The organism is Actinoplanes subtropicus, assembly GCF_000721705.1.
Classification (GTDB): domain Bacteria; phylum Actinomycetota; class Actinomycetes; order Mycobacteriales; family Micromonosporaceae; genus Actinoplanes; species Actinoplanes subtropicus.
In genome coordinates this window covers 19,383-42,841 of the sequence record NZ_JOJL01000002.1, presented here as the reverse complement: position 1 = coordinate 42,841, position 23,459 = coordinate 19,383, and the positions used below count along the sequence as shown (strand labels likewise).

19 protein-coding genes are annotated in these 23,459 nt (G+C 71.7%); 9 read left to right on the top strand and 10 right to left on the bottom strand.

From position 1 onward, the window contains the following. Nucleotides 1–79: 79 nt before the first annotated feature. Both dacB and IH26_RS55350 read left to right on the top strand, forming a co-directional pair. Entirely contained in the window at nucleotides 80–1,687 is a 1,608-nt protein-coding gene (gene dacB / locus IH26_RS0102290) for a D-alanyl-D-alanine carboxypeptidase/D-alanyl-D-alanine endopeptidase (protein WP_030434406.1), read from the top strand. Between the two features lie 189 nt (nucleotides 1,688–1,876). Continuing rightward, a complete protein-coding gene (locus IH26_RS55350) occupies nucleotides 1,877–2,587 on the top strand; it encodes a MerR family transcriptional regulator (RefSeq protein ID WP_051807286.1) in 711 nt (236 codons plus the stop codon). Between the two features lie 33 nt (nucleotides 2,588–2,620). On the opposite strand, the gene IH26_RS0102280 is transcribed toward IH26_RS55350, so the two are convergent. The 10 genes from IH26_RS0102280 to IH26_RS0102235 all read right to left on the bottom strand — a co-directional run bounded on the left by IH26_RS0102280 (nucleotide 2,621) and on the right by IH26_RS0102235 (nucleotide 11,781). Continuing rightward, nucleotides 2,621–3,307 (bottom strand): sulfotransferase family protein, encoded by a 687-nt coding sequence (locus tag IH26_RS0102280; protein ID WP_030434404.1) that lies wholly within the window; start codon nucleotides 3,305–3,307, stop codon nucleotides 2,621–2,623. A gap of 268 nt (nucleotides 3,308–3,575) precedes the next feature. Then, on the bottom strand, nucleotides 3,576–4,202 hold the full coding sequence (locus IH26_RS0102275) for a hypothetical protein (protein ID WP_030434403.1): 627 nt from the start codon (nucleotides 4,200–4,202) through the stop codon (nucleotides 3,576–3,578). A 267-nt stretch (nucleotides 4,203–4,469) separates the two neighbouring features. Continuing rightward, nucleotides 4,470–5,252: a phytanoyl-CoA dioxygenase family protein gene (locus IH26_RS0102270; RefSeq protein ID WP_030434402.1), complete on the bottom strand. Its 783-nt coding sequence runs from the start codon at nucleotides 5,250–5,252 to the stop codon at nucleotides 4,470–4,472. 388 nt (nucleotides 5,253–5,640) lie between these two features. Further along, nucleotides 5,641–6,846, bottom strand: coding sequence for a cytochrome P450 (locus IH26_RS0102265; RefSeq protein WP_030434401.1), 1,206 nt, complete (start codon nucleotides 6,844–6,846; stop codon nucleotides 5,641–5,643). A gap of 14 nt (nucleotides 6,847–6,860) precedes the next feature. Then, entirely contained in the window at nucleotides 6,861–7,388 is a 528-nt protein-coding gene (locus IH26_RS61945; protein ID WP_211268550.1) for an SDR family oxidoreductase, read from the bottom strand. A gap of 291 nt (nucleotides 7,389–7,679) precedes the next feature. Further along, nucleotides 7,680–8,843 carry an NAD(P)/FAD-dependent oxidoreductase gene (locus IH26_RS0102255; protein WP_030434400.1) on the bottom strand — a complete coding sequence of 388 codons (1,164 nt, stop codon included), beginning with the start codon at nucleotides 8,841–8,843 and terminating at the stop codon, nucleotides 7,680–7,682. Beyond that, nucleotides 8,840–9,037 carry a ferredoxin gene (locus IH26_RS0102250; protein ID WP_030434399.1) on the bottom strand — a complete coding sequence of 66 codons (198 nt, stop codon included), beginning with the start codon at nucleotides 9,035–9,037 and terminating at the stop codon, nucleotides 8,840–8,842. Before IH26_RS0102250 ends, IH26_RS0102255 begins: the two co-directional genes overlap by 4 nt. Before the next feature lie 9 nt (nucleotides 9,038–9,046). Then, on the bottom strand, nucleotides 9,047–10,258 hold the full coding sequence (locus IH26_RS0102245) for a cytochrome P450 (protein ID WP_030434398.1): 1,212 nt from the start codon (nucleotides 10,256–10,258) through the stop codon (nucleotides 9,047–9,049). 106 nt (nucleotides 10,259–10,364) lie between these two features. Beyond that, entirely contained in the window at nucleotides 10,365–11,021 is a 657-nt protein-coding gene (locus tag IH26_RS0102240; protein WP_034213373.1) for a response regulator transcription factor, read from the bottom strand. A gap of 112 nt (nucleotides 11,022–11,133) precedes the next feature. Further along, nucleotides 11,134–11,781, bottom strand: a complete 648-nt coding sequence (locus IH26_RS0102235) for a 4'-phosphopantetheinyl transferase family protein (RefSeq protein ID WP_030434396.1) — start codon at nucleotides 11,779–11,781, stop codon at nucleotides 11,134–11,136. Between the two features lie 56 nt (nucleotides 11,782–11,837). Between IH26_RS0102235 and IH26_RS0102230 the strand changes: the two genes are divergently transcribed. The 7 genes from IH26_RS0102230 (at nucleotide 11,838) to IH26_RS0102200 (ending at nucleotide 23,458) form a co-directional block, all read left to right on the top strand. After that, nucleotides 11,838–12,896, top strand: coding sequence for a magnesium and cobalt transport protein CorA (locus IH26_RS0102230; protein ID WP_030434395.1), 1,059 nt, complete (start codon nucleotides 11,838–11,840; stop codon nucleotides 12,894–12,896). A gap of 174 nt (nucleotides 12,897–13,070) precedes the next feature. Continuing rightward, on the top strand, nucleotides 13,071–16,889 hold the full coding sequence (locus tag IH26_RS0102225; RefSeq protein WP_211268579.1) for a Pls/PosA family non-ribosomal peptide synthetase: 3,819 nt from the start codon (nucleotides 13,071–13,073) through the stop codon (nucleotides 16,887–16,889). Further along, the gene (locus IH26_RS0102220; RefSeq protein ID WP_030434393.1) at nucleotides 16,886–18,220 is read left to right on the top strand and encodes a M1 family metallopeptidase; all 1,335 of its coding nucleotides are present in this window, start codon (nucleotides 16,886–16,888) and stop codon (nucleotides 18,218–18,220) included. Before IH26_RS0102225 ends, IH26_RS0102220 begins: the two co-directional genes overlap by 4 nt. 76 nt (nucleotides 18,221–18,296) lie before the next feature. Next, nucleotides 18,297–18,605 carry an STAS domain-containing protein gene (locus IH26_RS0102215; protein ID WP_051807274.1) on the top strand — a complete coding sequence of 103 codons (309 nt, stop codon included), beginning with the start codon at nucleotides 18,297–18,299 and terminating at the stop codon, nucleotides 18,603–18,605. 105 nt (nucleotides 18,606–18,710) lie between these two features. Continuing rightward, the gene (locus tag IH26_RS57465; RefSeq protein ID WP_051807272.1) at nucleotides 18,711–20,147 is read left to right on the top strand and encodes a GAF and ANTAR domain-containing protein; all 1,437 of its coding nucleotides are present in this window, start codon (nucleotides 18,711–18,713) and stop codon (nucleotides 20,145–20,147) included. 153 nt (nucleotides 20,148–20,300) lie between these two features. Further along, nucleotides 20,301–22,430, top strand: coding sequence for a VMAP-C domain-containing protein (locus tag IH26_RS0102205; protein WP_030434390.1), 2,130 nt, complete (start codon nucleotides 20,301–20,303; stop codon nucleotides 22,428–22,430). Then, nucleotides 22,427–23,458 (top strand): AAA family ATPase, encoded by a 1,032-nt coding sequence (locus tag IH26_RS0102200; protein WP_030434389.1) that lies wholly within the window; start codon nucleotides 22,427–22,429, stop codon nucleotides 23,456–23,458. The genes IH26_RS0102205 and IH26_RS0102200 overlap by 4 nt, the downstream gene beginning before the upstream one ends. The last annotated feature ends 1 nt before the right edge of the window (nucleotide 23,459 follow it).

Sequence of the window (23,459 nt, the reverse complement as noted above, 5' to 3'; positions counted from 1 at the left end):
GAAGCCGCCCCCCACGCCGCGAGGTGTTGTGCGAGGATAGCCGCCGCCCATTGACCATCTTCTCGCTTGGCGGAGCTTCATGCGTCTATCGCGCCGTACCCTCGCCGTCGTTTCCGTTGCCGCGGTGGCCACCGCGGGCACCGCGTTCGCGCTGTCCGCGGTGAACGCCGCATCGGCCGACACCACCTCGGATGCCGCCCTGGTCGCCACCCTCGACCAGGTGTTCGGCGATCCGCGGCTGGCCGGGTCGACCACCGGCATGCAGGTGCGGGACGGCGCCACCGGCACGGTGATCTACTCGCACAACGCCGACCAGCGGGTGATCCCGGCGTCCAACGAGAAGCTGATGACCTCGGCGGCGGCGCTGGAGGTGCTCGGCACGGGCTACCAGTTCCACACCGTGGCCCGCTACTCGGGCAAGCGCACCGGCTCGACCGTCACCGGCAACCTCTACCTGCACGGGCAGGGCGACCCGACGATGACGTACGCGCAGTTCGACGCGCTGGCCGCCGCGGTCGCCAAGGGGGGCGTCAAGAAGGTGACCGGCGCCCTGGTCGCCGACGACTCGTGGTTCGACCACGTGCCGCTCGGGCTGGACTGGTCGTGGCAGGACGAGACGTACTTCGACAACGCGCCGATCTCGGCGCTGACCGTGGCCGCCGACACCAACAACGACACCGGCTCCCTCGCGATCGTCGACAAGCCGGGCGCGGCGGCCGGCAAGGCCGGGGTGCTGGCCGTGACGCCGGCCAACTCGGTCGTCACGATCGTCAACAACACCGTCACCGGCGCGGCGGGCTCGGCCGACACGGTCACCGCGACCCGGGCGCACGGCAGCAACACGATCACGGTGACCGGCTCCACCCCGCTCAAGCTCGCCACCGCGCACACCAGCCTGGTCGCGGTGCCCGACCCGACCAAGCTGGCGATCGGCGTGTTCCGCGACGCGCTCAAGCGGCACGGCGTCACGGTCACCGGCGCGACCACGACCGGGGCGACGCCGGCGACCGCCACGACGATCACCGACCACGCCTCGATCACGCTCGGCCAGCTGCTGCCCTCGTTCCTCAAGCTCTCCAACAACGGGCACGCCGAGCTGCTGACCAAGGCGATGGGCCGGGCCCGCACGCCCGGGTCGGCGGGCAGCTGGTCCACCGGGCTCGCCGCTTCCACCGCCGCGCTCAAGCAGCTAGGCGTCGACACCAGCAAAATCACCATGGGCGACGGCTCCGGCCTGAGCCGCCGCGACTGGCTGACCCCCGGCCAGATCGCCGCCCTGCTCAACGCCGCGCAGAAGCGTCCGTGGTTCGCCACCTGGTACGCGGCGCTGCCGATCGCCGGCGACCCCAACCCGATGATCGGCGGCACGCTCCGCAACCGGATGACCGGCACCCCCGCGGCCGAGAACCTGCACGGCAAGACCGGCACGCTGAGCGGCGTCAACGCCCTGTCCGGCTACGTCAAGGACAAATCCGGCCGTACGCTCGTCTTCTCCTCGGTCTCCAACTCCGCCACGGCAAGCGTCGCCGACATCCTGGACCGCGCCGCCGTCGCGCTGGCCAGCTCGGGCCCCGGCCAGTCGTCCACCCTGATGCAGCGCAAACTGAGCAGCGTCGAGATCAGGCCCCACGTGGTCACCCGCAACGGCGAAGAGGTCGAGTGCTCCTGGGTCCCGAACGCGTGCTGACGGCCCTTTGATGACGGCAGGCCATGGCGCCTGCCGTCATCCCCGTCGCCGGTCGTTACTTCGTCGGTTGCGCTCCGCGCCAGAACTGCCGGGGCGCGTAGCCCTCTCGCCGCAGCCAGTGCCCGCTGTGTTGAGCTTCCCCCGCTGTGAAGTTGACTCTCCTGTGGCCTGAGGCTCGATGCTTGGCGGGTGAACGGTGATGATCTGCTCAACATCGGTGCGTTCGCTGCCGCGACCGGCCTGACCGTCCCCGCGCTGCGCCACTACGACGAGATCGGGCTGCTCAAACCGGCTCGAGTCGATCCCGGCACCGGCTACCGGCGCTACCGCCGGGGCCAGCTCGACGACGCTCGCCTGATCTGCGGCCTTCGCGCGGTGGGCGTTCCGATCGACGAGGTGCGCGCGATGGTGGGCCGGCCGGCAGGGCAGGTGCGGTCAGCGTTGGAGGCGCACCGCGATCGGCTGATCGCTCAGGTCCGCGAGGTGTCACAGCGGGTCGCCGCCGTCGACGAATTCATCGAGAAGGGAACCCCGATGCCCGCACCGCTGACCGTGCGCCCCGTGCAGATCCGTATCAAGGTCGCCGAGGTGCGGGCGGCGGCCGGGTTCTACACCGCCGCGTTCGACGTCGTGTTCAACGAGTCGATCTCTTCGCTGCAGTTCGGCACGTACCGCAGCGACGGGTTTTTCCTGATCACGTTGGAGGAGTGTGATCAAGCGGGGTCCGAGCACGGCGGCACGCGGTTCGGGTTGCTCGTCGCGGATCTCAACGCCGCCCACGACCGGGCCATCGACGCCGGCGGTGTCGAGGTGCATCCGCCGGCCGATTTCGCTTGGAAACCCCGTACCTCTTGTGTTCGCGATCCCGACGGGAACGTCATCGACCTGAGCCAGGCATGACTCAGCGAGTCCGCGGACAGATCGTCTCGCTGGTCACATCGCGCCGAGCAGCCTCATCGCTTTCCGGTTGTCGGGTCGCGACCAGAACAACTCGAGCAGATCGGGTGGGAACTCGTCGGCGTGACTCCCGGCCTTGCCGCGACGGAAGAAACCCGCATCGACCGTACGCAGTTCGGCGAAGCCGGGAATTGCGGCGTCCCCGTCCGGCCGGAGGTCCGGCGCGACCACGGCCATGACTCGGTCGGCCGCGGTGACCGGATCGGCGATCAGCTCGGCGTAGGGCAGCACCACTCGGTGCGGTGCCGGCCGTCGCACCCAGCTCAGGACGTTGGCACCCCAGCTTCCGCTGCCACGACCGTCGGCGGCCTCGATCCGCCGCCGCAGTTCGGCCGGGAAACGCGCGGGCTGGTCCTCGCTGAGCATCCGAGCCCACGAAACCAGCGCATCGCGACCGTCCCGAACGAGGCAGACAGCCGCGTCGGCCGGGTGCACCTCACCGCCGTACGGCCGATGGGTCTTGATGAAATGCAGGTCGGAGCCCGCACGCATCTCGGCGAGCGTGCCGGGCCGGTCGGTGTAACCGACCAGGTCTCGGCCCACCCGCTCGGCAACGCCGTCGTGGTCATAGACGACCGAGGTCAACAAGCCGTAGCGGCGGCGAAGAACGATACGCAGGAAGGTATTGCCCGAACGAGGAAACGACGCCACCCAAACCAGCACCCGACCACCGTAGTGAGGCGATGATGGGTCCACCGGCCAGCACCACCGGGTGCATCGCGCCAATTCCGGACGGACGCAGCCACCCAGCCCGTGCACCACGCATCGCAGCTCGTGTGGGCTGGTAAGCCCGCCCCGGCCCGGCTCGAACGGGCTGCCTCCCTCTCCAGCGTCACCGCGGCCGCCCTCCCGGGGTGAGGAGGAACGGCTAGGGCGGGGCCTCGATCATCATCAAGCGTCGGGAAGACCGTCCGATAACGCGGTGGATGCGTTACCAGTGGCTGGAGACAATTCCGGTGCGGCCGCCGAGTGCGTCGCGTAGCTCGGCTAGGTGGCCGTGCGATATCGGTGGCCAGTTGAGGAAGGTCACCGCTGGAGCGCCGACGAGCACGCTGAACCGACCGTTCCAGTCGCCTACTGGAGTCGACCGATAGCACGAGCCGCAGGAGAACGACGGTTCGTGCCCTTCGACCATCCACGCCTCCAACCATTCGGCGTAGGACTCTGTGTAGTCCGCCGGCGCCTCGGCGTCGCAACGCGGGCAGCGTGGCGCTTCGTCGTTCTCGACCGGGTGGTAGGCGTCGCGGTCGACGCTGATGTCGACGCCGTTGTCAGCGGTCTGCAGGAAGCCGTCGAACCAACTCGTGGGCTCGACGACCGTTGCGGCCTCCGGGCCGGGCTTCCAAGTACTGGGCTGCCACAGCTGGTCACGACGATCGTTGGGAACGATCACACCGCGCGTGACCAGAAGGCTCTGCACAGCGCTGGCCGTCCGCTCACGCTCGATAGCGGAAATCTCGTCCAGCCGTACCACCGTCATGCTGTGTTCGCTCACCATCGACCCCCGCCGCAGCGACAGATGCGGATGCTGAATTTCGTTCTCCGATGGGAAGATCACCAGATGGACGCGCGACCACCCGTTCGTGCCTCGCAAAGCGGCCTATTCCTATACACGATCGAGGATCCTCGACACGGAGAGGTCCTTGGCGGTATCGAGTGGGTCGGCGTTGACGAGACGGACCCAGACGAGTTCCCACCGCCGGATGCGCTCGAGATCCGAGCTGCCTGACTCGTCGGAACGGGCTGGACGCGTCCGCGAGCAGCACGTCGAGCGTTCTCTGCCGCAGAACTGTGCAGCGCCGCCGGGTATGCCGGAGTGGGCAGTTCATGTTCGGAGCCGGAGCTGACTTGTGTCGGCGATTCCTTCGACGATGGCTTGCGCGACCGGTGACCGGTCGGTGCCGTCGAGCGCGAAGCCATCGGCGACGTGGATGGCCGGTTGCGCGATCATGCGCGGTTGGGTGCCGCGGTGTGGCCAGGTGGCGGTATGCACGATGAACGGATGACACAGATAGACGTCGCCGGCGGCTCCGGTGGCCTCGGCGGTGGTCCGGCAGAAGGTGGACGGTCGAAGCAGATCGGGTACGTCACCGCCGGGCATGCCGGCATCGCCCCGGGTGGCCAGGACCGCCGCGGCATAGCGATGAGAGCCGAGAAGGAGTCTCGTCGGCGCGTCGTCCGGGCCTACGTCGGAGAAGAGGAACAGGGCGAGCAGACCGCGTGCCCTGGAGAACACGTTGGCCCAGTACTCCGTTCCGCCCCACCAGGAGCCCTCGATGTGCCAGCCCACGTCGCCGGGGTACTGCTCGGACGGAAAGCGCACCGGCACAGTGCCGCCGACGCCGGAACGTGCGGTCCAGCGGCCCGCACCGATGAGTTCGTCGTAGGCGGCATGCAGCGCCGGCCACACGGCGGCGGCGCGGAAGGGTTCACCGTCCGGGGTGTCGATACGGATCGACGGCCGGGTCCAAGTGCTGCGGTCATCGGGCCGTACTCCGTGGGTTGCCAACGCATCCCAAATACTCTGTCGGCACGCGGCGGCCGTGTCCGCGTCGAACGCGCCGCGGAGCACGGCATAGCCGTCGCGGATAAAACCGTTCGTGTCCACGCCGTCATGGTGACTGCGGTGGACCGTGTTGACCACTCGTTTGCACGGCATCGGGCCGCGGAAACCAGTCTCGGGTATTCCGCCGTGGCGGATACTTCGGTCATTGGCTGACCTTGATCCGACGCACTACTTTCGGTAAATCCGGTGCCGCTGTCTCCGCGTGTGGTTGCGTGGCGTAGTCGGCGGATGTTTGTGGCCAATCCCGCCGATGTATGGACGCCGCCGACCGGCCCAGGCGGTGGAACGCCTGCCGGCAGATGTCCGGCCGGCTGACCGGTGCGAGAATCCGAGGAAGAGCTGCCGGAACCCTTCGTTTTCCAGCACGGCCATAGCCGGGCAAGAAGTCCAGGGCCGTACAAAGCCGGGTAGCGAGGCTCGGCCGAGGCCGTCACCAGCGCACCGGCAACTCCTCGAGGCCGCCGACGATGAGGCCCTCGCGGCGGCGCAGCTCGTCCGGGCGAGCCGTGAGCGCGAGGCCGGGTAGCCGGTCGAGTAGCACGCCGAGCACGGTTTGCAGCTCGACTCTCGCGAGCGATTGGCCGAGGCAGGAGTGCGGGCCGGCGCCGAAGGCCAGATGCGGATTGGGCCGGCGGTCCAGGACCATCTCGCCGGCGTCGGCGAACGCGCACGGGTCCCGGTTCGCCGCGCCCAGGCTGGTGATCACGGTGCTGCCCGCCGGGATCGCCCGGTCGCCGACCGGGAACTCCTCGGAGACATAGCGCGGGACGCCGAAGCCCGGGTTGGCGTCGAAGCGGAGCGCTTCGTCGACCGCGCTCGGGATCATCGACCGGTCGGCGAGCAGGCGTTCCCAGCGGGAGCGGTCGGCCAGCAGCATTGCCACCATCTTGCCGATCATGTTGGCGGTGGTCTCGTGGCCGGCCACCAGCAGGCCCTGCGCGGTCGCCACCAGCTCGGCCTCGGTCAGGCGGCCGTCCTGGCTGTCCACCACGGCCGCGAGCTCGCTGAGCAGGTCGTCGCCCGGCGTCTCGTGCTTGACTCGTACGTGGGCCACCATGAACTCCTCGAACTCGCCGGCGGCGGCGTCCAGCTCGTCCTGCTGGTACCGGGTGAGGTTGAGCATGGCGTCGGACCAGTGCGCGAACCGGTCGCGGTAGCCGGCCGGGACGCCTAGCAGATCGCAAATGACGAAGACGGGCAGCGGGAAGCCGAGCCCGGATGTCAAGTCGGCCGGCGGGCCGGCGGCCACCATGGCGTCGATCAGCTCGTTCGCGATCCGCTCGATCTCCGGGCGCATGCCGTTGACCCGCTTGGCGGTGAACGACCGGCTCATCATCCGCCGCCATCGCAGGTGCCCCTCGCCGCTGGTGAACGACACGGAGGCGCCGGGGTCGTTGAACACGCCGCCGCTGTCCGAATCGGCGATCCGCCCGGCATCGGGCTTGTCCAGGTGGTGGGTGAAGCGTGGGTCGGCGAGCAGGCCGCGGACGTCGTCGTACCGGGTGAGTAGGAGGGCCTCGTCTCCGCTGGCCAGCCGGATGCGGGAGACGGGGCACTCGCCCTGCAGTTGCGCCCATTCGGGTGGCGGCTCAAGAGCCGCCGGCTGGGCGAACGGGTAGTTCGGGGCGTCGGTCATCGTTCCTCCAAACCTCACAGTTGCGGCCGGTGCCAGCGCAGCCAGGCGGCCTGGCCGCCGTCGACGAGCAGGTCGGTGCCGGTGATGTAGAGCGAGTCGGGGCCGGTCAGGAAGGCGACCGCCTCGGCGATCTCGCCAGGCGTTCCGGTACGGCCGATGCCGCACGCCCGCAGGGTGCGCATCATGTGCCCGCCGACCGGCGATTCGGCCTCGGCCCGGCTCATCGCGGTGGCGATGACGCCCGGACTGACGGTGTTGATCCGGGCTCCGCGCCCGTTGAAGGCCGGCGCCGCCGCCTGCACGCGCACCTGGTTGACGCGCTTGGCGAGGATGTAGGCGGCGATCGGGTCGGTGACCGCGTTGACCGTGTCGAGGGCGAGCAGGTCGCGGGTGGGCGCGGTGGCGAGTTGCCGCTCCTGCTCGGGGGTGAGGATGGCGTGGTGCCCCGCCACGCTGGCGACGCACACCAGGGCAGTGCCGTGCGTGGCGACCGGTTCGAAGGCGTCGATGACGTGTGCCGTGCCGACGAGGTCGACCCGCATGATCTGCTCGACGGTCGAGGTGGCCCGCGGAGACCCCGGCAGTGTGCACGACGGCAGCGAGGCGGCCTTGTGCCGAGGCGGCCTTGGCCAGATCGGTCACGGCGACAGGATCCGAGACGTCGGTGAGGTGCCCGCGGGCGTCGTACCCGCCGGCATGAAGGGCGGCGACGGCGCTGTCGAGGGCATCGCGGACGGCGTCGGCGATGATGACGGCCCGGCCGCTGCCGATCCGGCGCGCGACGGCGAGTCCCATCCCGCCCGCGCCGGTCACCACGATCACGTCCGGGCCGGTCATGACGGCACTCCTTCGCCGACGGCGGACGGGGCGCCATTGGCGATGGCCGTACGCCAGGCGCGGAGGGTCTTGGGCGGCATACCGGCGGCCAGCACGCCGACCAGCCGGCCGGCCCGGCGGTACGCGGCGAGGAAGCGGCGCTCGGCGAGGTCGCCCTCGACGATCGCGACGGTGTCGTGGCCACGCAGGTGGCCGTACGCGTGGATCTTCAGGTCGTACTGGTCGGACCAGAAGTACGGAACCGGCGCGAACGGCCGGGCGGCGCCGAGAAGGTTGCGAGCGGCGGCCATGCCCTGCTCGGCGGCGTTGGTGCGGTGCTCGATCCGCATGGACTCGCCGAACAGCGGGTTGAACCAGCGCGCAACGTCGCCGGCGGCGTACACGCCGGGCGCGGCCGCGCAGTACTGGTCGCAGCGCACTCCGTCGTCGAGCGTCAGGCCGCTGCCGTCGAGCCACTCGGTGTTGGGCCGGGAACCGATGGCGACCAGCACCTCGTCGGCCTCGACCAGCTCGCCGCCGGCCAGCCGGACGCCGCCGTCGGCCACCGCCGAGACCGCGACGCCGGTGCGTACGTCCACGCCGTGCGCCCGGTGCAGGTCCGAGATCATCTGGCCCACATCGACGCCGGCCGCGTGGGCGAGCGGCACCGGCGCCGGCTCGAGCAGGACGACGACGCAGCCCAGCCCGCGGGCCACGGCGGCGGCCTCGGCGCCCAGGAACCCGGCGCCGACGACCGCCAGGCGTTTGCCGGGACGAAGCCGGTCGCGCAGGGCGAGCGCCTGACCGACCGTACGAAGCACGTGCGCGCCCGGGCCGGAAAGCCGCCGGGGCCGCACTCCGGTCGCGATGATCAGCCCGTCGTAGTCCAGCGCCTCGCCGTCGGCCAGCCGCACCCGCTGGGCGCCCGGGTCCAGCCCGGCGGCCGTCGCGCCGAGCCGGAGATCCAGGCGCAGTGCGGCCAGCTGATCGGGCGTACGCAGCGCCAGCCGGACCGGGTCCCATTGGGCGGCCAGGATCTGTTTGGACAGGGGCGGCCGATCGTACGGCGCATGGGTCTCCTCGCCGACCAGCGTGAGTGTGCCGTCGAAGCCCTCGCGGCGCAGGGTTTCGACAGCGGCGAGGCCGGCGGCCGAGGCGCCTACGACGACGATCCGGTTCACTCGCCGACCAGCCGGATCGCCGCGGCGGGGCAGACGGCCGCCGCCTCGCGCACCGCGTCCTGGTGCTCGGGGCCGGGGGCCGGCTCCAGCACGATCGCGACGCCGTCCTCGTCCCGCTGGTCGAACACGTCCGGGGCAACCATGGCGCACTGGCCCGCCGCGACGCACTTGGGTTCGTCGAATTCGATCCGCATGTCAGCTCCTTACCAGGTGACCGGCAGCGACTTGAGGCCGTAGGCGACGCCTTCCATCGCGAACGGCACCTCCTCGAACGGCACGGCCAGCGCGAGGGTGGGTATCCGGCGGTAGAGGGTGCCGTAGACGACCTGGAGTTCGACGCGGGCGAGGGACTGGCCGAGGCACTGGTGCGCGCCGTAGCCGAAGGCGTGGTGCTGGCGGGCGGGCCGGGTCAGGTCGAGCCGGTCCGGCTCGGGGAACTCGCTCTCGTCGTAGTTCGCCCCGGCGAGCTCGAAGATCACCCCGTCGCCGGCCCGGATGGTCTTGCCGTGCAGCTCGATGTCCTCGTCGGCGATGCGCCGGATGCCGCTGTGCACGATGGTCAGGTAGCGCAGCAGTTCCTCGACCGCGTTCGCCACGAAGCGGGGGTCGTCACCGCGCTCGCGCAGCAGGGCGAGCTGGCCGGGGTTCCGCAGCAGCGCGAGGGTGCCCAGCGAGATCATGCTGGCGCTGGTCTCGTGCCCGGCGATCAGGATGGCGCTGGACATGCTCAGCGCCTCGGCAGAGGTCATCTCACCGGCCTTGACCTTGCCGGCCATCTCGGACATGACGTCGTCGCCGGGCGCGGCCATCTTCTCGGCGAACAGGCCGGCCAGGTAGCCGCCGAGCTGCCGGCCTGCCGCCGCGGCCTGCTCCGGCGTGGAGTCGTGGCTGATCAGCACGTGGCTGGTGGTCTGGAACAATTCGCGATCCTCGTACGGCGCGCCGAGGATCTCGGTGATCACCATGGTCGGCACCGGCAGCCCGATCGCCCGCATCAGATCGGCGGGGCGGGGGCCGGCGAGCATGTCGTCGATCAGCCCGTCGAGGACCTGCTGGATGCGCGGCCGCAACGCCTCCACCCGCTTGACCATGAAAGGCGCGTTGACCGTACGCCGCAGCCTGGTGTGCTCCGGCGGATCGGTGTTGGTGATCAGTTGCGGGTGATGCGGCGCGCCGGCCGCCCGGGCGCGGGTCATGTGCGGATAGCCAGGGCGTTTCTCGTCGATGCTCAGCCGCGGGTCGTTGAGCAAGGCGCGCTGGTCGGCGTGCCGGGTGATGAACCACGGGGTGCTGCCGTCCCAGATCCGCACCTGCCCGATCGATTCCGCGCGAGTCCTCGTGCGTACCGCGGGCGCAGGGGCGAACGGGCAGCTCGCCTCGCGTTTCATGGGGTAGTCGGGAACGGTCTCAGACACGGTTCTCCTTGTATTCCGGCAGAGCGGACATCGATGGGAACCATGCAAACAGGGCCGCCTGACGCGACCCGGACGCGAACCTGACCGGACCCTGACGTGACCTGTGTCACGATGCGAGCGAATAACCGAAGCCGCGCCGGGTCTGGATCCGCGCCGGACCGATCTCGCCGAGCTTCTGCCGCAACCGGGACATCAGCCGCTCGACGGCGTTGACCTCGCGAGCCTCGTCCCAGACCTCCCAGGCGAGTTGTTCCTTGGACAGCACCCGCCCGGCGTTGCGCAGCAGATGCCGCAGCAGCCGGTATTCCGCCGCGGTCAACGCCAGCGGCTGGTCACCGCGCCACGCCTGGCAGGATTCCTCGTCGAGCGCCAGGTCCGCGTACCGCAGCACGCGGCCATCGCCGCGCAGCAATACCCGCACGCGGGCCACCAGCTCAGCGAGCCGGCACGGCTTGGTGACGTAATCCTCGACCTCGGTACCCAGCTCGGGGATGAGCGCCTCCAGTGAGTCGCAGGAGGTCACGCAGAGGATGGGCGGGCGGCGGTCCAGGCTGGGCCGATTGCGGGCCAGGTATTCCAGGTCGGGAATGTCGACGTCGACGATGATCAGGTCGACCGGCGAACCGCGCAGCACGGTCATTGCGTCGGCGCCGGTGTGCACCGGCTCGACCAGGTAACCCGCCGAGCCGAGCCGCTCGACCAGGAGGTCGCGCAGTCCGGCATCCGGCACAGCGGCCAGCAACCGGCGAGAATATCCGCCCACCCGGCCAGTGTAGACAGTCAATCCTCTCGATCTGTTGAGATCGGACCACCGTCCGGGAACGCGGTCGGCCTCGAGATGGCGAACCCGGCACCCAGCAGGGCGTCGGTAAGTACTAGACAATCGGTACGGTGACTGTGGTCAGGATCAGGCCGCGGGCGATCAGGTAGCGGCCGCGTAGCTCGGTGAGTGGTGGTTCGCCGTCCAGGCGGGTGCCGTCCACCAGCAGGTGGCCGGTGAAGGTCCGGGTGGCCGGGTTGATGGCCAGCCGCACCTCGTCGAAGCCCAGCCAGCGGGCGCACAGCGGATACCAGGCCTTGTAGATGGACTCCTTGGCGCTGAACAGCAGCCGGCCCCAGTGCACCGCGGGATCGGCCAGCCCGGCGAGTTCGCCGGGGACCGTCACCGTCGCCTCGACGCCGTCGGGGAGGGGCTCGTGTGGTTCGGCGTCGATGCCGAGGGCGGCCATGTCGGCGCGGCGGGCGACGGCCGCGGCCCGGTAGCCGGCGCAGTGGGTGATGCTGCCGATCACGCCGGGCGGCCACAGCGGGTCCCGGGACTCGCCGCGCCGGATCGGGGCCGGGGGCACGCCCAGTTGCTCGAGTGCCTCGCGGGCGCAGCGCCGGCCGGTGACGAACTCGCGGCGGCGGCCCGGCACCGCGGTGGCGACCAGGTCCTCCTCGCCCGGGAACACCGGCTCGCCGGGAAGGTCGGCGAACGCCTCGACGCCGACGGCGGCCGGCGGGAGCAAACTCTCGATCACCGCGACAATGCTGCCATCGATCGGGAAGTAGGCTCCCGATCGGGGGGTGAGGTGACTTGGACGTCCGACGCGACTGGCAACCGCCCCGGCCGGCCGGGCGGCGCCGCGCCGATCACACCGCGATCGTGGATTGCGACCTGTTCGTCGACGGGGTCGCGGTGGACAGCCCGGGGCCGGCCGCCGATCTGGCCGGGCTCTACGCGCAGGCCCGGGAGCGGGAGGGCGCCTTCATGTGGCTCGACCTGCACGAGCCGACCCAGGCCGCGCTCAGCCGGGTGGCCGAGGTGTTCGGCCTGCACCCGCTGCCGATCGAGGACGTGCTGCACCGCGAGCAGCGGGTGAAGATCGAGCGGTACGACGAGGTCGTGTTCCTGGTCGTCCGCGCCGCCCAGTACGTCGAGCACGAGCAGCTGACCACCACCAGCGAGATCGTCAGCACCGGCTTCGTCCGCATCTTCGCCGGCCCGCGTTTCGTGCTCACCATGAGCCAGGGCACCGTCATGGAGCTCGGCTCGCTGCGGAGCGACCTGGGCTCCGACCCGATGACGCTGACCCAGGGGCCGTGGGCCGTGGTGCACGCGATCCTGGACCGCATCGTCGACGGCTATGTCGACATCGCGGCCGAGATGCAGACCGACGTCGACGAGGCGGAGGCCGCCGTCTTCGCGGCCGGGACGCCGGTCACGGTCGAGCAGATCTACCAGCTCAAGCGTCAGCTGATGAAGTTCAAGGCGGCCGTGCTCCCGCTGCAGCGGCCGCTGGCGATCCTGTCCGGCCGGCAGTTCCTGCCCCGGGAGATCCGCCGCTACTTCGGCGACGTCGCCGACCAGCACGCGACCGCCGTGGAGCAGGTCATGCTCCTCGACGACGTGCTCAACGCCCTCCTGCAGGCCCGCCTCACCCAGGTGTCGGTCGACCAGAACGACGACATGCGCAAGATCGCCTCCTGGGCGGCCATCGCCGCGCTGGTGACCTCGATCGCCGGCATCTACGGGATGAACTTCGTCGACATGCCGGAGCTGCACTGGCGGTACGGCTACCCGGCCGTCCTGCTGTTCATGCTGGTCAGCGCCGGCGTCCTCTACTGGGTGCTGCGCCGCGTGAAGTGGCTGTAGTGACGCACCTCCCGTGTGTCGGTGGACACGAATTCGACATACGGCCGTCACCCGCCGTTTTCCTCGCGTAACTTTGAACGCTGCCCCGGGCGGCTGACCCTCACGCGCCTGGCCGACGTTGACCGTGAGGTTAGGGATGGTGCTCGCCCGGTGACCGTGACGACCGATCTGCAAATGATCGACTTTTCCGCGATTGCCGACGCGCCGCCCGCTCCGGCGCTCTTCCGTTCGACAGCGGCGCCGGACCGCCGCACGCTGGCCGACGTCCTCGACGCGACCGTGCGGGCCCATCCGGCCGCCCGCGCCCTCGACACCGGCGCCACCCAGTTGACCTATCGCGAGCTGGCCGACGAGGTCGAGGCGCTGCGCGCGCTGCTGGCCGAGCAGGGGATCGGCCGCGGCGACCGGGTCGGCGTCCGGGTCTCCTCCGGTACGGCTGACCTGTACCTGGCGATCCTCGGCGTGCTGGCGGCCGGCGCGGCGTATGTCCCGGTGGACGCCGACGACCCCGAGGAGCGCGCCGAGCTGGTCTTCGGCGAGGCGGACGTCTGCGCCGTCATCGGCGACGGGCTGAGCGTGACGCTCCGGCGTACGCCCGCGGGAAACCCCGGACGGCCCGGACCGGACGACGACGCCTGGATCATCTTCACCTCCGGGTCCACCGGTACGCCGAAAGGCGTGGCCGTGTCGCACGGCGCCGCGGCCGCCTTCGTCGACGCCGAGGCGCAGCTGTTCCTGGCCGAGGAGAACCCGCTCGGCCCGCGCGACCGCGTCCTGGCCGGGCTGTCGGTGGCCTTCGACGCCTCCTGCGAGGAGATGTGGCTCGCCTGGCGGCACGGCGCCTGCCTGGTGCCGGCCGAGCGGGCGCTGGTACGCAGCGGCGTCGACCTGGGTCCGTGGCTGGTCGAGCGGCGGATCACGGTCGTGTCGACGGTGCCGACGCTGGCCGCGCTGTGGCCGGTGGAGGCGCTCGACGACGTCCGCCTGCTGATCTTCGGCGGCGAGGCGTGCCCGCCCGAGCTGGCCGAGCGGCTGGCCGTCGAGGGTCGCGAGGTGTGGAACACGTACGGTCCCACCGAGGCGACCGTGGTCGCCTGCGCGGCCCGGATGACCGGCGAGGGGCCGGTGCGGATCGGGCTGCCGCTGGCCGGCTGGGAGCTGGCCGTGGTCGACCCGGCCGGCGTTCCGGTGGCGATGGGCGAGAGCGGCGAGCTGGTCATCGGCGGGGTCGGCCTGGCCCGTTACCTGGATGCCGCGAAGGACGCCGAGAAGTTCGCGCCGCTGGAGTCGCTGGGCTGGCAGCGGGCGTACCGCAGCGGCGACATCGTGCGCGCCGAGCCCGAGGGGCTGCTGTTCCTGGGGCGCGGCGACGAGCAGGTGAAGCTCGGCGGGCGCCGGATCGAGCTGGGCGAGGTGGATGCCGCGCTGCAGGCGCTGCCCGGGGTCGCCGGGGCGGCCGCCGCGGTGAAGCGGACCGCCGCGGGCAACCAGCTGCTGGTGGGCTATGTCGTACCCACCGAAGATTTTGATCTTGCGGCGGCCAAGCTGCGCGTTCGCGAGCAGCTGCCGGCCGCGCTCGTCCCGCTGCTGGCCGAGGTCGAGACGCTGCCGACCCGGACCTCCGGGAAGGTGGACCGGGCCGCGCTGCCGTGGCCGCTCACTTCCGGCGGCGGCGATGCCGCCGAGCTGACGGCGACCGAGGAGTGGCTCGCCGGCGGCTGGGAGCAAATTCTGGGCGTACGCCCGGAGGCCGCCGACGCCGATTTCTTCAGCAACGGCGGCAGCAGCCTGGGCGCCGCCCAGCTGGTGGCCTGGATCCGCCGGACGCACCCGCAGGTGTCGGTGGCCGGCGTCTACCAGAACCCCCGGCTCTCGCAGATGGCGGCGGTGCTCGACGCGCTGGACACGACGGCGACCGTCCGCCGCGAGGTGCGGCCCACTCCCCGGCGGGCCGGGCTGTTCCAGGCGCTGCTGATGCTGCCGATGCTGGCGCTGGTCGGGCTGCGCTGGGTCACCGTGCTGGCCGCGCTGGGTAACCTGCTGCTGCCCTGGGCGCCGCGGGTCTCCTGGTGGTGGATCGCGGCCGGCGGGGTGCTGCTGTTCAGCCCGCCCGGCAGGATCGCGGTGGCGGCCGGCGGGGCGCGGCTGCTGCTGCGCGGCGTGGGCCCGGGCAACTATCCCCGGGGCGGCGGCGTCCACCTGCGGTTGTGGGCGGCCGAGCGGCTCGCCGAGCTGACCGGCGCGTCCGGCGTGACCGGCGCGGCCTGGATGATCACGTACGCGAAGGCGCTCGGCGCGACCATCGCCCAGGACGTCGACCTGCACTCTGCGCCGCCGGTCACCGGCCTGCTGAAGCTGGGCCGCGGCGCCGCGGTCGAGCCCGAGGTGGACCTGTCCGGCTATTGGATCGACGGCGACGTCGTCCGGATCGGCAAGGTGCGGATCGGCGCGGGCAGCCGGGTCGGCGCCCGGAGCACGCTGATGCCGGGCGCCCGGATCGGCAAGGGCGCCGACATCGCGCCCGGCTCGACCGTCACCGGCGCGGTGCCGGCGCACCAGCGGTGGGCCGGTTCCCCGGCCGTGCGCGCCGCCAAGGGCGGCGCCGATTTCCCGGCCGAGCGGCCGATGCACCGCTCCCGGCTGTGGGTGGCCGGGTACAGCCTGACCGCCCAGTTGCTGGGGGTCCTGCCGGTGGCCGCGCTGGTCCCGGCGTTCGAGCTGCTGACCCGGCCGACGCTGGGCGCCTCCCTGCTGATGGTGCCCGCCGCGGCGGTCGCCTACTTCCTGACGTACGCGCTGATTGTCTTGGTTTTGGTTCGTCTGCTCGGTCTCGGCGTGCGCGAGGGCTTCCACCCGGTTCGCGGGCGGGTCGCGTGGCAGGTGTGGACGACCGAGCGCCTGATGGGGATGGCCCGGTTCGCGCTCTTCCCGATGTACGCCAGCCTGTTCACGCCGGTCTGGCTGCGGCTGCTCGGCGCCAAGGTGGGCCGCAACGTCGAGGCGTCGACGGTGCTCGCGCTGCCGGTCATGACCACGGTCGACGACGGGGCGTTCCTGGCCGACGACACGATGGTCGCCACCTACGAGCTGAGCCACGGCTGGCTGCGGGTGGCCCCGGCGCGGATCGGCAAGCAGGCGTTCCTCGGCAACTCGGGGATGGCGGCGCCCGGCCGCTCGGTGCCCAAGCGGGGGCTGGTCGGGGTGCTCTCGTCGGCGCCGCGCAAGGCGAAGAAGGGCTCGTCGTGGCTGGGCGCGCCGCCGATGCCGCTGCGCCGGACGGTCGGGGCGGCCGACGCGAGCCGCACGTACGACCCGCCGCTGCGCCTCAAGCTCGCCCGGGCCGCGATCGAGCTGTGCCGGATCGTCCCGGTGATGCTGGCCGGCGCGCTGGCGGTCCTCGTCCTCGGCGCGCTCGCGTGGGTCTGGCAGGCCGTCGGGGGCTGGGCCGCCGCGCTCGCCGCCGGGCCGGTGCTGCTGGTCGCGGCGATCGTCGCCGCGCTGCTCGCGACGGCCGCGAAGTGGCTGCTGGTGGGCCGCTTCCGGGTGACCGAGCACGCGCTGTGGACGTCGTTCGTGTGGCGCAACGAGCTGGCCGACACGTTCGTCGAGGTGCTCGCCGCGCCGTTGCTGTTCCGCTTCGCCAGCGGCACTCCCCTGCTGAACATGTGGCTGCGGACGCTGGGCGCGCGGATCGGCCGGGGCGCCTGGCTGGAGACCTTCTGGCTGCCGGAGTACGACCTGGTGCGGCTCGGCCCGGGCGCCACGGTCAACCGCGGTTGTGTTGTACAGACCCACCTGTTCCATGATCGGATCATGAGCATGGACGAGGTGACTCTGGACGCGGGCGCGACACTCGGCCCGCACGGGATCGTGCTGCCCGGCGCGAGCATCGGCGCGCGCACCACCGTAGGCCCCGGCTCGCTGGTGACCCGCGGCGACGCCGTGCCGTCGGACAGCCGGTGGCGCGGTAACCCCATCGCCAACTGGGCATGACCCCGGCCGGCGCCACGCCCGGCGCCGAGTTCTCGAGCGACTCCTATCTACCCGCCAGCGGCAACGGCGGGTACCGGGTGCTGCACTACGACCTGAACCTCGACTACCGGGTGCTGACCAACCGGCTGGCCGGCAAGGCGGTCATCACCGCCCGGGCCGGCCAGGCGTTGTCCCGCTTCAGCCTCGACCTCGGCGGTTTCCGGGTCCAGGAGGTCCGGGTCGACGGCCAGCCGGCCCGGTTCACCCGCCAGCCGGGCAAGCTGCGGATCAAACCGGAGCGGGCGATCGCGTACGGCAGCACTTTCAAGATCGAAATTAAGTACGCCGGGGTGCCGGCGCCGATCTCGGGGCGCTGGGGCGACATCGGCTGGGACGAGCTGACCGACGGGGCGCTGGTGGCCAGCCAGCCGAACGGGGCGTCGTCCTGGTTCCCGTGCAACGACCGGCCGGACGACAAGGCGACGTTCCTGGTCACGCTGACCACCGCGACGCCGTACACGGTGGTGGTCACCGGCGACCTGGTCTCCCGGCGCCGCGGGGCGGCCACCCGTACCTGGGTGTACGAGCGGAACGAGCCGACCTCGCCGTACCTGATGAGCGTGCAGATCGGCCGGTACGACGTGGTGGACCTGGCCGCCGGCGGGGTACGCCAGCGCGCCGCCGTGCCGCCCCGGCTGCGCGGGCTGCTGGCCCACGACTTCGGGCGGCAGGGCGAGATCATGACGACCCTGGAGGGGCTGTTCGGGCCGTACCCGTTCCGGGAGTACGTCGTGGTGGTCGCCGACGACAACCTGGACGACCCGATCGAGGCGCAGGGCATGGCCGTGTTCGGGCGCAACCACCTCGACGGCCGGCGCACCCACGAGCGGCTGGCCGCCCACGAGCTGGCCCACCAGTGGTTCGGCAACAGCCTCACGGTCGCCGACTGGCGGCACATCTGGCTCAACGAGGGCTTCGCCACGTACGCCGAATGGCTCTGGTCGGCGGCCTCCGGCGGCCCGTCGGCGGACGCCCACGCCGCCGAATGGCGCGCGCGGCTGGCGGCGCGCCCGGCCACCATCGTGATCAGCAACCCGGGGGTGGAACGCATGTTCGACCCGGCGGTCTACAAGCGGGGCGCGCTGACCCTGCACGCCCTGCGCACGAAGATCGGCGACCGCTCGTTCTTCGCGCTGGTGCGCTCGTGGGTCGCCGAGCATCAGCACGGGACGGTGACCACCGACCAGTTCCGGGCGCATGCCCGGCGCTTTGCCCGGGTGCCGGTCGACGACCTGCTCACCGCGTGGCTGGACCGCCCGGCGCTGCCCACGCTGCCCATCTTCGGCCTCTGAGTTGCGTCTTCGGTCCGGCCGGACCAGGATCGTAGGCGGTTGATGACCCAGCCGAGTCTCTACGAGGAGATGGCTGGTGCCCAAAATTCTTGACGAGCCCGTGCGGGCTGACGTGATCTCCTTGGTCGGCGAGCTGGACATGGTGACGGCCCCCGCATTGCGCTCACGGTTGATGGGTGCCGCGGCGACGAGCACGGCGCCCGTGATCGCGCTGGACCTGTCGCGGGTGAGTTTCCTCGATGCCCAGTGCGCCGGCATCATCGCGTCCGCCTGGGCCCGGGCCCGCGTCCGCGGCCAGGTGCTGCGGGTCGACGGGCTGCACGGCACGCCGAAGCGGGTCTTCGAGCTGCTCGGCCTGGCATCGTTGGCGGAGGGATCCGGGTGACCGGGGCAGGCGTCGTTGATGGCGGATCTGGGTAACTGACGCGGGCGAACGCCGCCGGCGGGACGATCCGTCCGCTCGGCCGGGCGTCGTTGATGGAGGGTCCGGGTGACCGAGGCGGACGAACGCGGCCGGCGGGCCGATCTGTGGGAGGCCGGCGCGGACGAGCGGGAACGGCTCGCCGACGAGCGGGAGCGGCTGGCCGACGAGCGCGAGGCGCTGGCGAACGAGCGGGAGCGGCTGGCCGATCGCGAGGAGCGCGCGCAGGACGAGCGGGAGGCCGCTCGAGCGGCGTCCGCCCTGGAGGCGGGTGCGGCGGAGGACGCGGCGGAGGCGGCCGCCACCGAGGCGGCGGTGCGCCGCGCCGAGGCCGCGGTGCGGCGGGCGGAGAACGAGCTCGAACGGGCCCGCGCGTCCGCCACCCGGTTGCGGGCCCGCGCCGCCCTGCGCGTCGCCCGTGGCGAGCGGGCCGCGAGCGCCCGGCAGGCCGCACGGATCGTGGACGCCGAGGAGTCCGCGTGGCTGGCGGACCGGCGCGATTTCGTCGCGGCCGAGCGCGACCACCAGGCGGACGAACGCGACGACCTCGCCGACCGCCGGGAGGAGAGCGCCGCCCGGCGCGAACGGCTGGCCGACGAGCGGGAGCGCGAGTTGCTCGACCGGGAGCAGCAGCTCAACCGGCTGCGCCCCGCGGCGCGGCGCCGGGCCGGCCGGGACCGGGCGGACGCGGAGGCGCATGCCGAGGGCGAGCGCCAGCGGGAGCGGGCCGCGGCCGGCCGGCGGGCCGCGGCCGAGGACCGGGCCCGCGCCGCCGCGGCGTGGGGTCCCCGGGCGTACGGGCCGATGCTGCTGGCCGCCTTCGCCCCGCTGGCCCGGCAGTTGTTCGCCGACGACAACCTGCCGGACGTCCTCGCTCAGGTGCTGAAGTTCACCGTCGGCGCGGTGGCCGGGTGCGACCGCGCGAGCGTCACGCTGCACCAGCACGGCCAGGTCGTCGGCACGGTGACCACCGACGCGGTCGCCGCCGAACTCGACGAGATCCAGTTCGCGACCGGCATCGGACCGGCGCCGGAGGCGATGGAGGGCGAGCAGCCGGTCTACGTGGCCGACCTGACCGCCGTGCCGCGCTGGCCGGTGCTGGCGGCGACCGCGGCCGAGGTGGGCGTGTCCAGCGCGCTGTGTTACGGCCTGTGCGTGCACCGGCCCGCCCAGTGGTCGGCGCTCGGCACGTTGACCCTCTACGGCGCGACCCCGGACGCGTTCAGCGACGACGACCACGAATTCGGCTCGATCCTGGCCGCGTACGTGGGCATCGCGGTGGCCATGGCGCGGCGCCGGAGCGAGGTCGAGCGCCGGGAGGCCGCCCTGCACCGGGCGCTGAGCACGCGCGACGTCATCGGTCAGGCCAAGGGTGTGCTGATGGAGCGCCAGCGGCTCTCCGCCGGCGACGCCTTCGACCTGCTGCGCCGGGTGTCGCAGCGGCTGAACCGCAAACTCGCCGACGTCGCCCGGCAACTGGCCGAGACCGGCGAGCTACCCACCTGAGAACGAAAACGACGGTCGATTCACCATTCTCAAGGTCCATTGAATGCGATCATTCGCCGACGTCTGCGACACTATGACCCTCGGATGCAGATTGGGGTCGTGAGTTGACGTGGAAACGATCGATTGCGGCCATCAATCCGCTTGGTTCGTGAAATGGCGTCCCCTGATCACGCCCCCGCGGAAGGCAACACCTGGCCCGACGTGACGATCGGAATCATCGCCGCGCTCCCCATCGAGGGAGCGGCCATGCGCACACTGATGACCAAGCCCCAGCCGGTCCGCGTGCGGGATGATCCGAACGAATACCGATTGGGTCATCTGGACAGCGCGGAAAACGGCCGCCCGCACCGCGTCGTGCTGGTCACCCTCGCCGAGGACAACACCCGGAACGCGGCCGCGACCTGCACCGACATGTTGCGCAGTTTTCCGCACATCCGATGCGTGATCATCGTGGGTATCGCGGGTGGCGTGCCGGCACCCCGGAATCCGCAGCGGCACCTCCGGCTCGGGGATCTCGTGGTCGCCCTCGACGGCATCGTCGACTATGGGCATGTCCGGGAGGTCCCGGGCGGCCCGGTGCAGCGCCGGGCGATCGGCGGCATCTCCATGGATCTCAAGCGCATCGCCCACCGCATTCAGGAGGACCAGATCCTCGGCACCACGCTGGACTGGACGCGGCTGCTGACCCCACCGGAGGACTATCCGATGGCGGTGTTCGCCCGTCCGCCCGACAGCAAGGACCGATTGCACCGCCACGGCCGGCTCGTCCCCCATCCGGACAGGCGACTCTCCGGCCATCCCGACGGCCTGCCGAAGGTGCATTTCGGTGCCGTGGGATCGGCCGACGTGCTGCTCAAGAGTGAGGCGACACGGGACCGACTGGCCGGCCAATACGAGGTGCTCGCCTTCGAGATGGAAACCGCGGGCGTGGCGGCCGGGGTGGCGAACCGCGGGGTCAACTGGTTCGTCGTCCGGGGAATTGTCGACTACTGCGACGAGTACAAGAACAACGACTGGCACCAGTACGGCTCCCTGGTCGCCGCCGGGGGTGTCCGGGGGATCCTCGCGCAGTGCCCGCCGTTCCGGGTGTGGCGGCTGGAACCGCACGGCGCCCGCAGTCTCTTGCCCGACCACGACATGGACCGCCTCCGCGAATTGCTGGAGCAGCCCTTCGACATCGACGGCCCGGGCATGTGGCAGCTGGCGGCCGGCGGGCGGATCCCGCTACCCGACGAGTCGGCGACCCTGAACGAGATGGCCGTCCGGCTCGCCGCCTTCAACGCCGGCCCGGACCACATTCCGCCCCTGGCGGCGTTCGTCGAGCAGGTGGCCGCCCGGTCGCCGCGGCGGGTGGCCGAACAGCTCCGGGAGTGGGCCGACCGGATGGCCCAGCGCATCGGGATCATCGGCCCGGTGCACGCCTACCGGCGCGCCGTCGAGGAGGGCCTGGAGCGCGAGGACGAGGCGACCGCCCGGCCGCCGCTCCGGCCGGGCCTGCTGATCCAGATCGAGCGCGAGGGCATCGGCGACGACAGTCTCGAGGTCCGCTACTGGATCCAGCGCCGGGCACGCCGCTGGGACCCGGAACCGAGCGACCCGCGGCCGACCACCTTCCGCGAGCTGGAGCGGGTGCTGGAGGCGGCGATCCGGCACGCCGAGTCGACCTGGCGCGACGTCGGGACCGAGCCGGTGGAGATCGAGTTGCTGCTCCCCGCCGACCTGCTGCACCTGGCCGTCGAGTGGTGGCACACCGAGTTGGACGGGCCGGCGTCCTTCCCGCTCTGCCTCGACTACCGGGTCGTGGTCCGCAGTCTCGACCGGATGCGGCAATCCCACCGCCACCGCGTGTGGAACCAGCGCTGGCACTCGCTCTGGCGGGAACCGTCGCGGCACCGCGTGCACTGGGGCCGGCCGGATCCGGATGCCGCCGGTCTCGGCCCCTGGGCGGCCCGGCTGCGGGAGGACCACGATCTCACCACCGTCGTCCTGGGCAGCTCGCCGGAGGACGAGTCGGGCAGCCAGGAACTCCGGTCGGCGCTGGACGCGGGCATCCCGGTGATCCTGTGGGACCACCGCCGCGGCACCGCCGGCCCGGAGATGGAGGCCATGCTGCGAAGGCTCACCGGGGAGCCGCCGGAGACGCTCGTCCACCGCGTCCACCAGGAACGGCGGCGGGTGTGCCTGCTCGCCCCGGAGGAACAGGCCGATGACCCCGGCCGGCACCTCGCGGTGCTCTGGGACGACCCGGACCGGAACGTCTACGACTCGGGGGCGCAGCCATGACAACCGGAAAGCAGACACCCGCGTGGTGGTTCTACCGCGGCGACGGTATCCCGGCCACGGAGGAGAACCGCCTGCGCCTGCCCGACCCGCCGACCTGGCGGGCGTTCGACGGGGAGCCGATCCAGCCGCCACCGCCGGAGCTGGACGAGGACATGACCCGCAAGCTCGGCCGCTTCGACACGTTGCCGGCGCGCCGCGCCGAGCCGGACGAGGGCGACATGGTCAACGCGGCGCTCTGGGTGCGCCGTCCGCTGCTGGTCACCGGGAGCCCGGGCACCGGAAAGTCGGCCATCGCCTTCCGGATCGCCCGGGAGCTGCGGCTGGGCCGGGTCCTGGAATGGTCGATCACCAGCCGGACCACCCTGCGTTCGGGCCTCTACGAATACGATGCGATCGGCCGGGCCCAGGACAACCGGGCCCAGGACAGCCGGGCCGGCTCCGCCGCCCCGGCGAGCATCGGCGACTTCGTCCGGCTGGGACCGCTGGGCACCGCGCTCCTGGCGTACGAACGTCCGCGGGTGCTCCTGATCGACGAGCTGGACAAGAGCGACATCGACCTGCCGAACGACCTGCTGCACATCATGGAGAACGGCCACTACCTCGTGCCGGAGCTGGTCCGGGTGAGCAGCCGGGAACCGCAGGCCGAGGTGTACACGGACGACCCGGACCGGCGGGCCGTGGTCCGGGACGGCCGGGTGCACTGCCGGGCCTTCCCGATCGTGGTGATCACCAGCAACGGCGAGCGGGACTTCCCACCGGCGTTCCTGCGCCGCTGCCTGCTGTTGAACCTGCCGCTGCCGGGCGCCGACGACCTCGCCGCCATGATCCGGGCGCAGTTGCCGTTCCTCGAGGACGGCCAGCACCAGCTGATCACCGACTTCCTGGCCCGCCCGGCCGACGACTCGCTCGCCCGCGATCAGTTGCTCAACGCGGTGTTCCTGACCGCCTCGGGGATCTACGCCCAGGACCGCGAGGCCTGGCAGCGGCTGGTCACCAGCATCTGGCATTCGCTGGCCCTGGAGAGATAGG

Bases quoted from the DNA above. Each gene is read 5' to 3' on its own strand.
- IH26_RS61945 (WP_211268550.1), bottom strand. From the start codon at position 7,388: ATGCGGGTCGACCTCGTCGGCACGGCACACGTCATCGACGCCTTCGAA.
- IH26_RS0102200 (WP_030434389.1), top strand. From the start codon at position 22,427: ATGACAACCGGAAAGCAGACACCCGCGTGGTGGTTCTACCGCGGCGAC.
- IH26_RS0102205 (WP_030434390.1), top strand. From the start codon at position 20,301: ATGGCGTCCCCTGATCACGCCCCCGCGGAAGGCAACACCTGGCCCGAC.
- IH26_RS0102250 (WP_030434399.1), bottom strand. From the start codon at position 9,037: ATGCGGATCGAATTCGACGAACCCAAGTGCGTCGCGGCGGGCCAGTGC.
- IH26_RS0102220 (WP_030434393.1), top strand. From the start codon at position 16,886: ATGACCCCGGCCGGCGCCACGCCCGGCGCCGAGTTCTCGAGCGACTCC.
- dacB (WP_030434406.1), top strand. From the start codon at position 80: ATGCGTCTATCGCGCCGTACCCTCGCCGTCGTTTCCGTTGCCGCGGTG.
- IH26_RS0102265 (WP_030434401.1), bottom strand. From the start codon at position 6,846: ATGACCGACGCCCCGAACTACCCGTTCGCCCAGCCGGCGGCTCTTGAG.
- IH26_RS0102225 (WP_211268579.1), top strand. From the start codon at position 13,071: ATGATCGACTTTTCCGCGATTGCCGACGCGCCGCCCGCTCCGGCGCTC.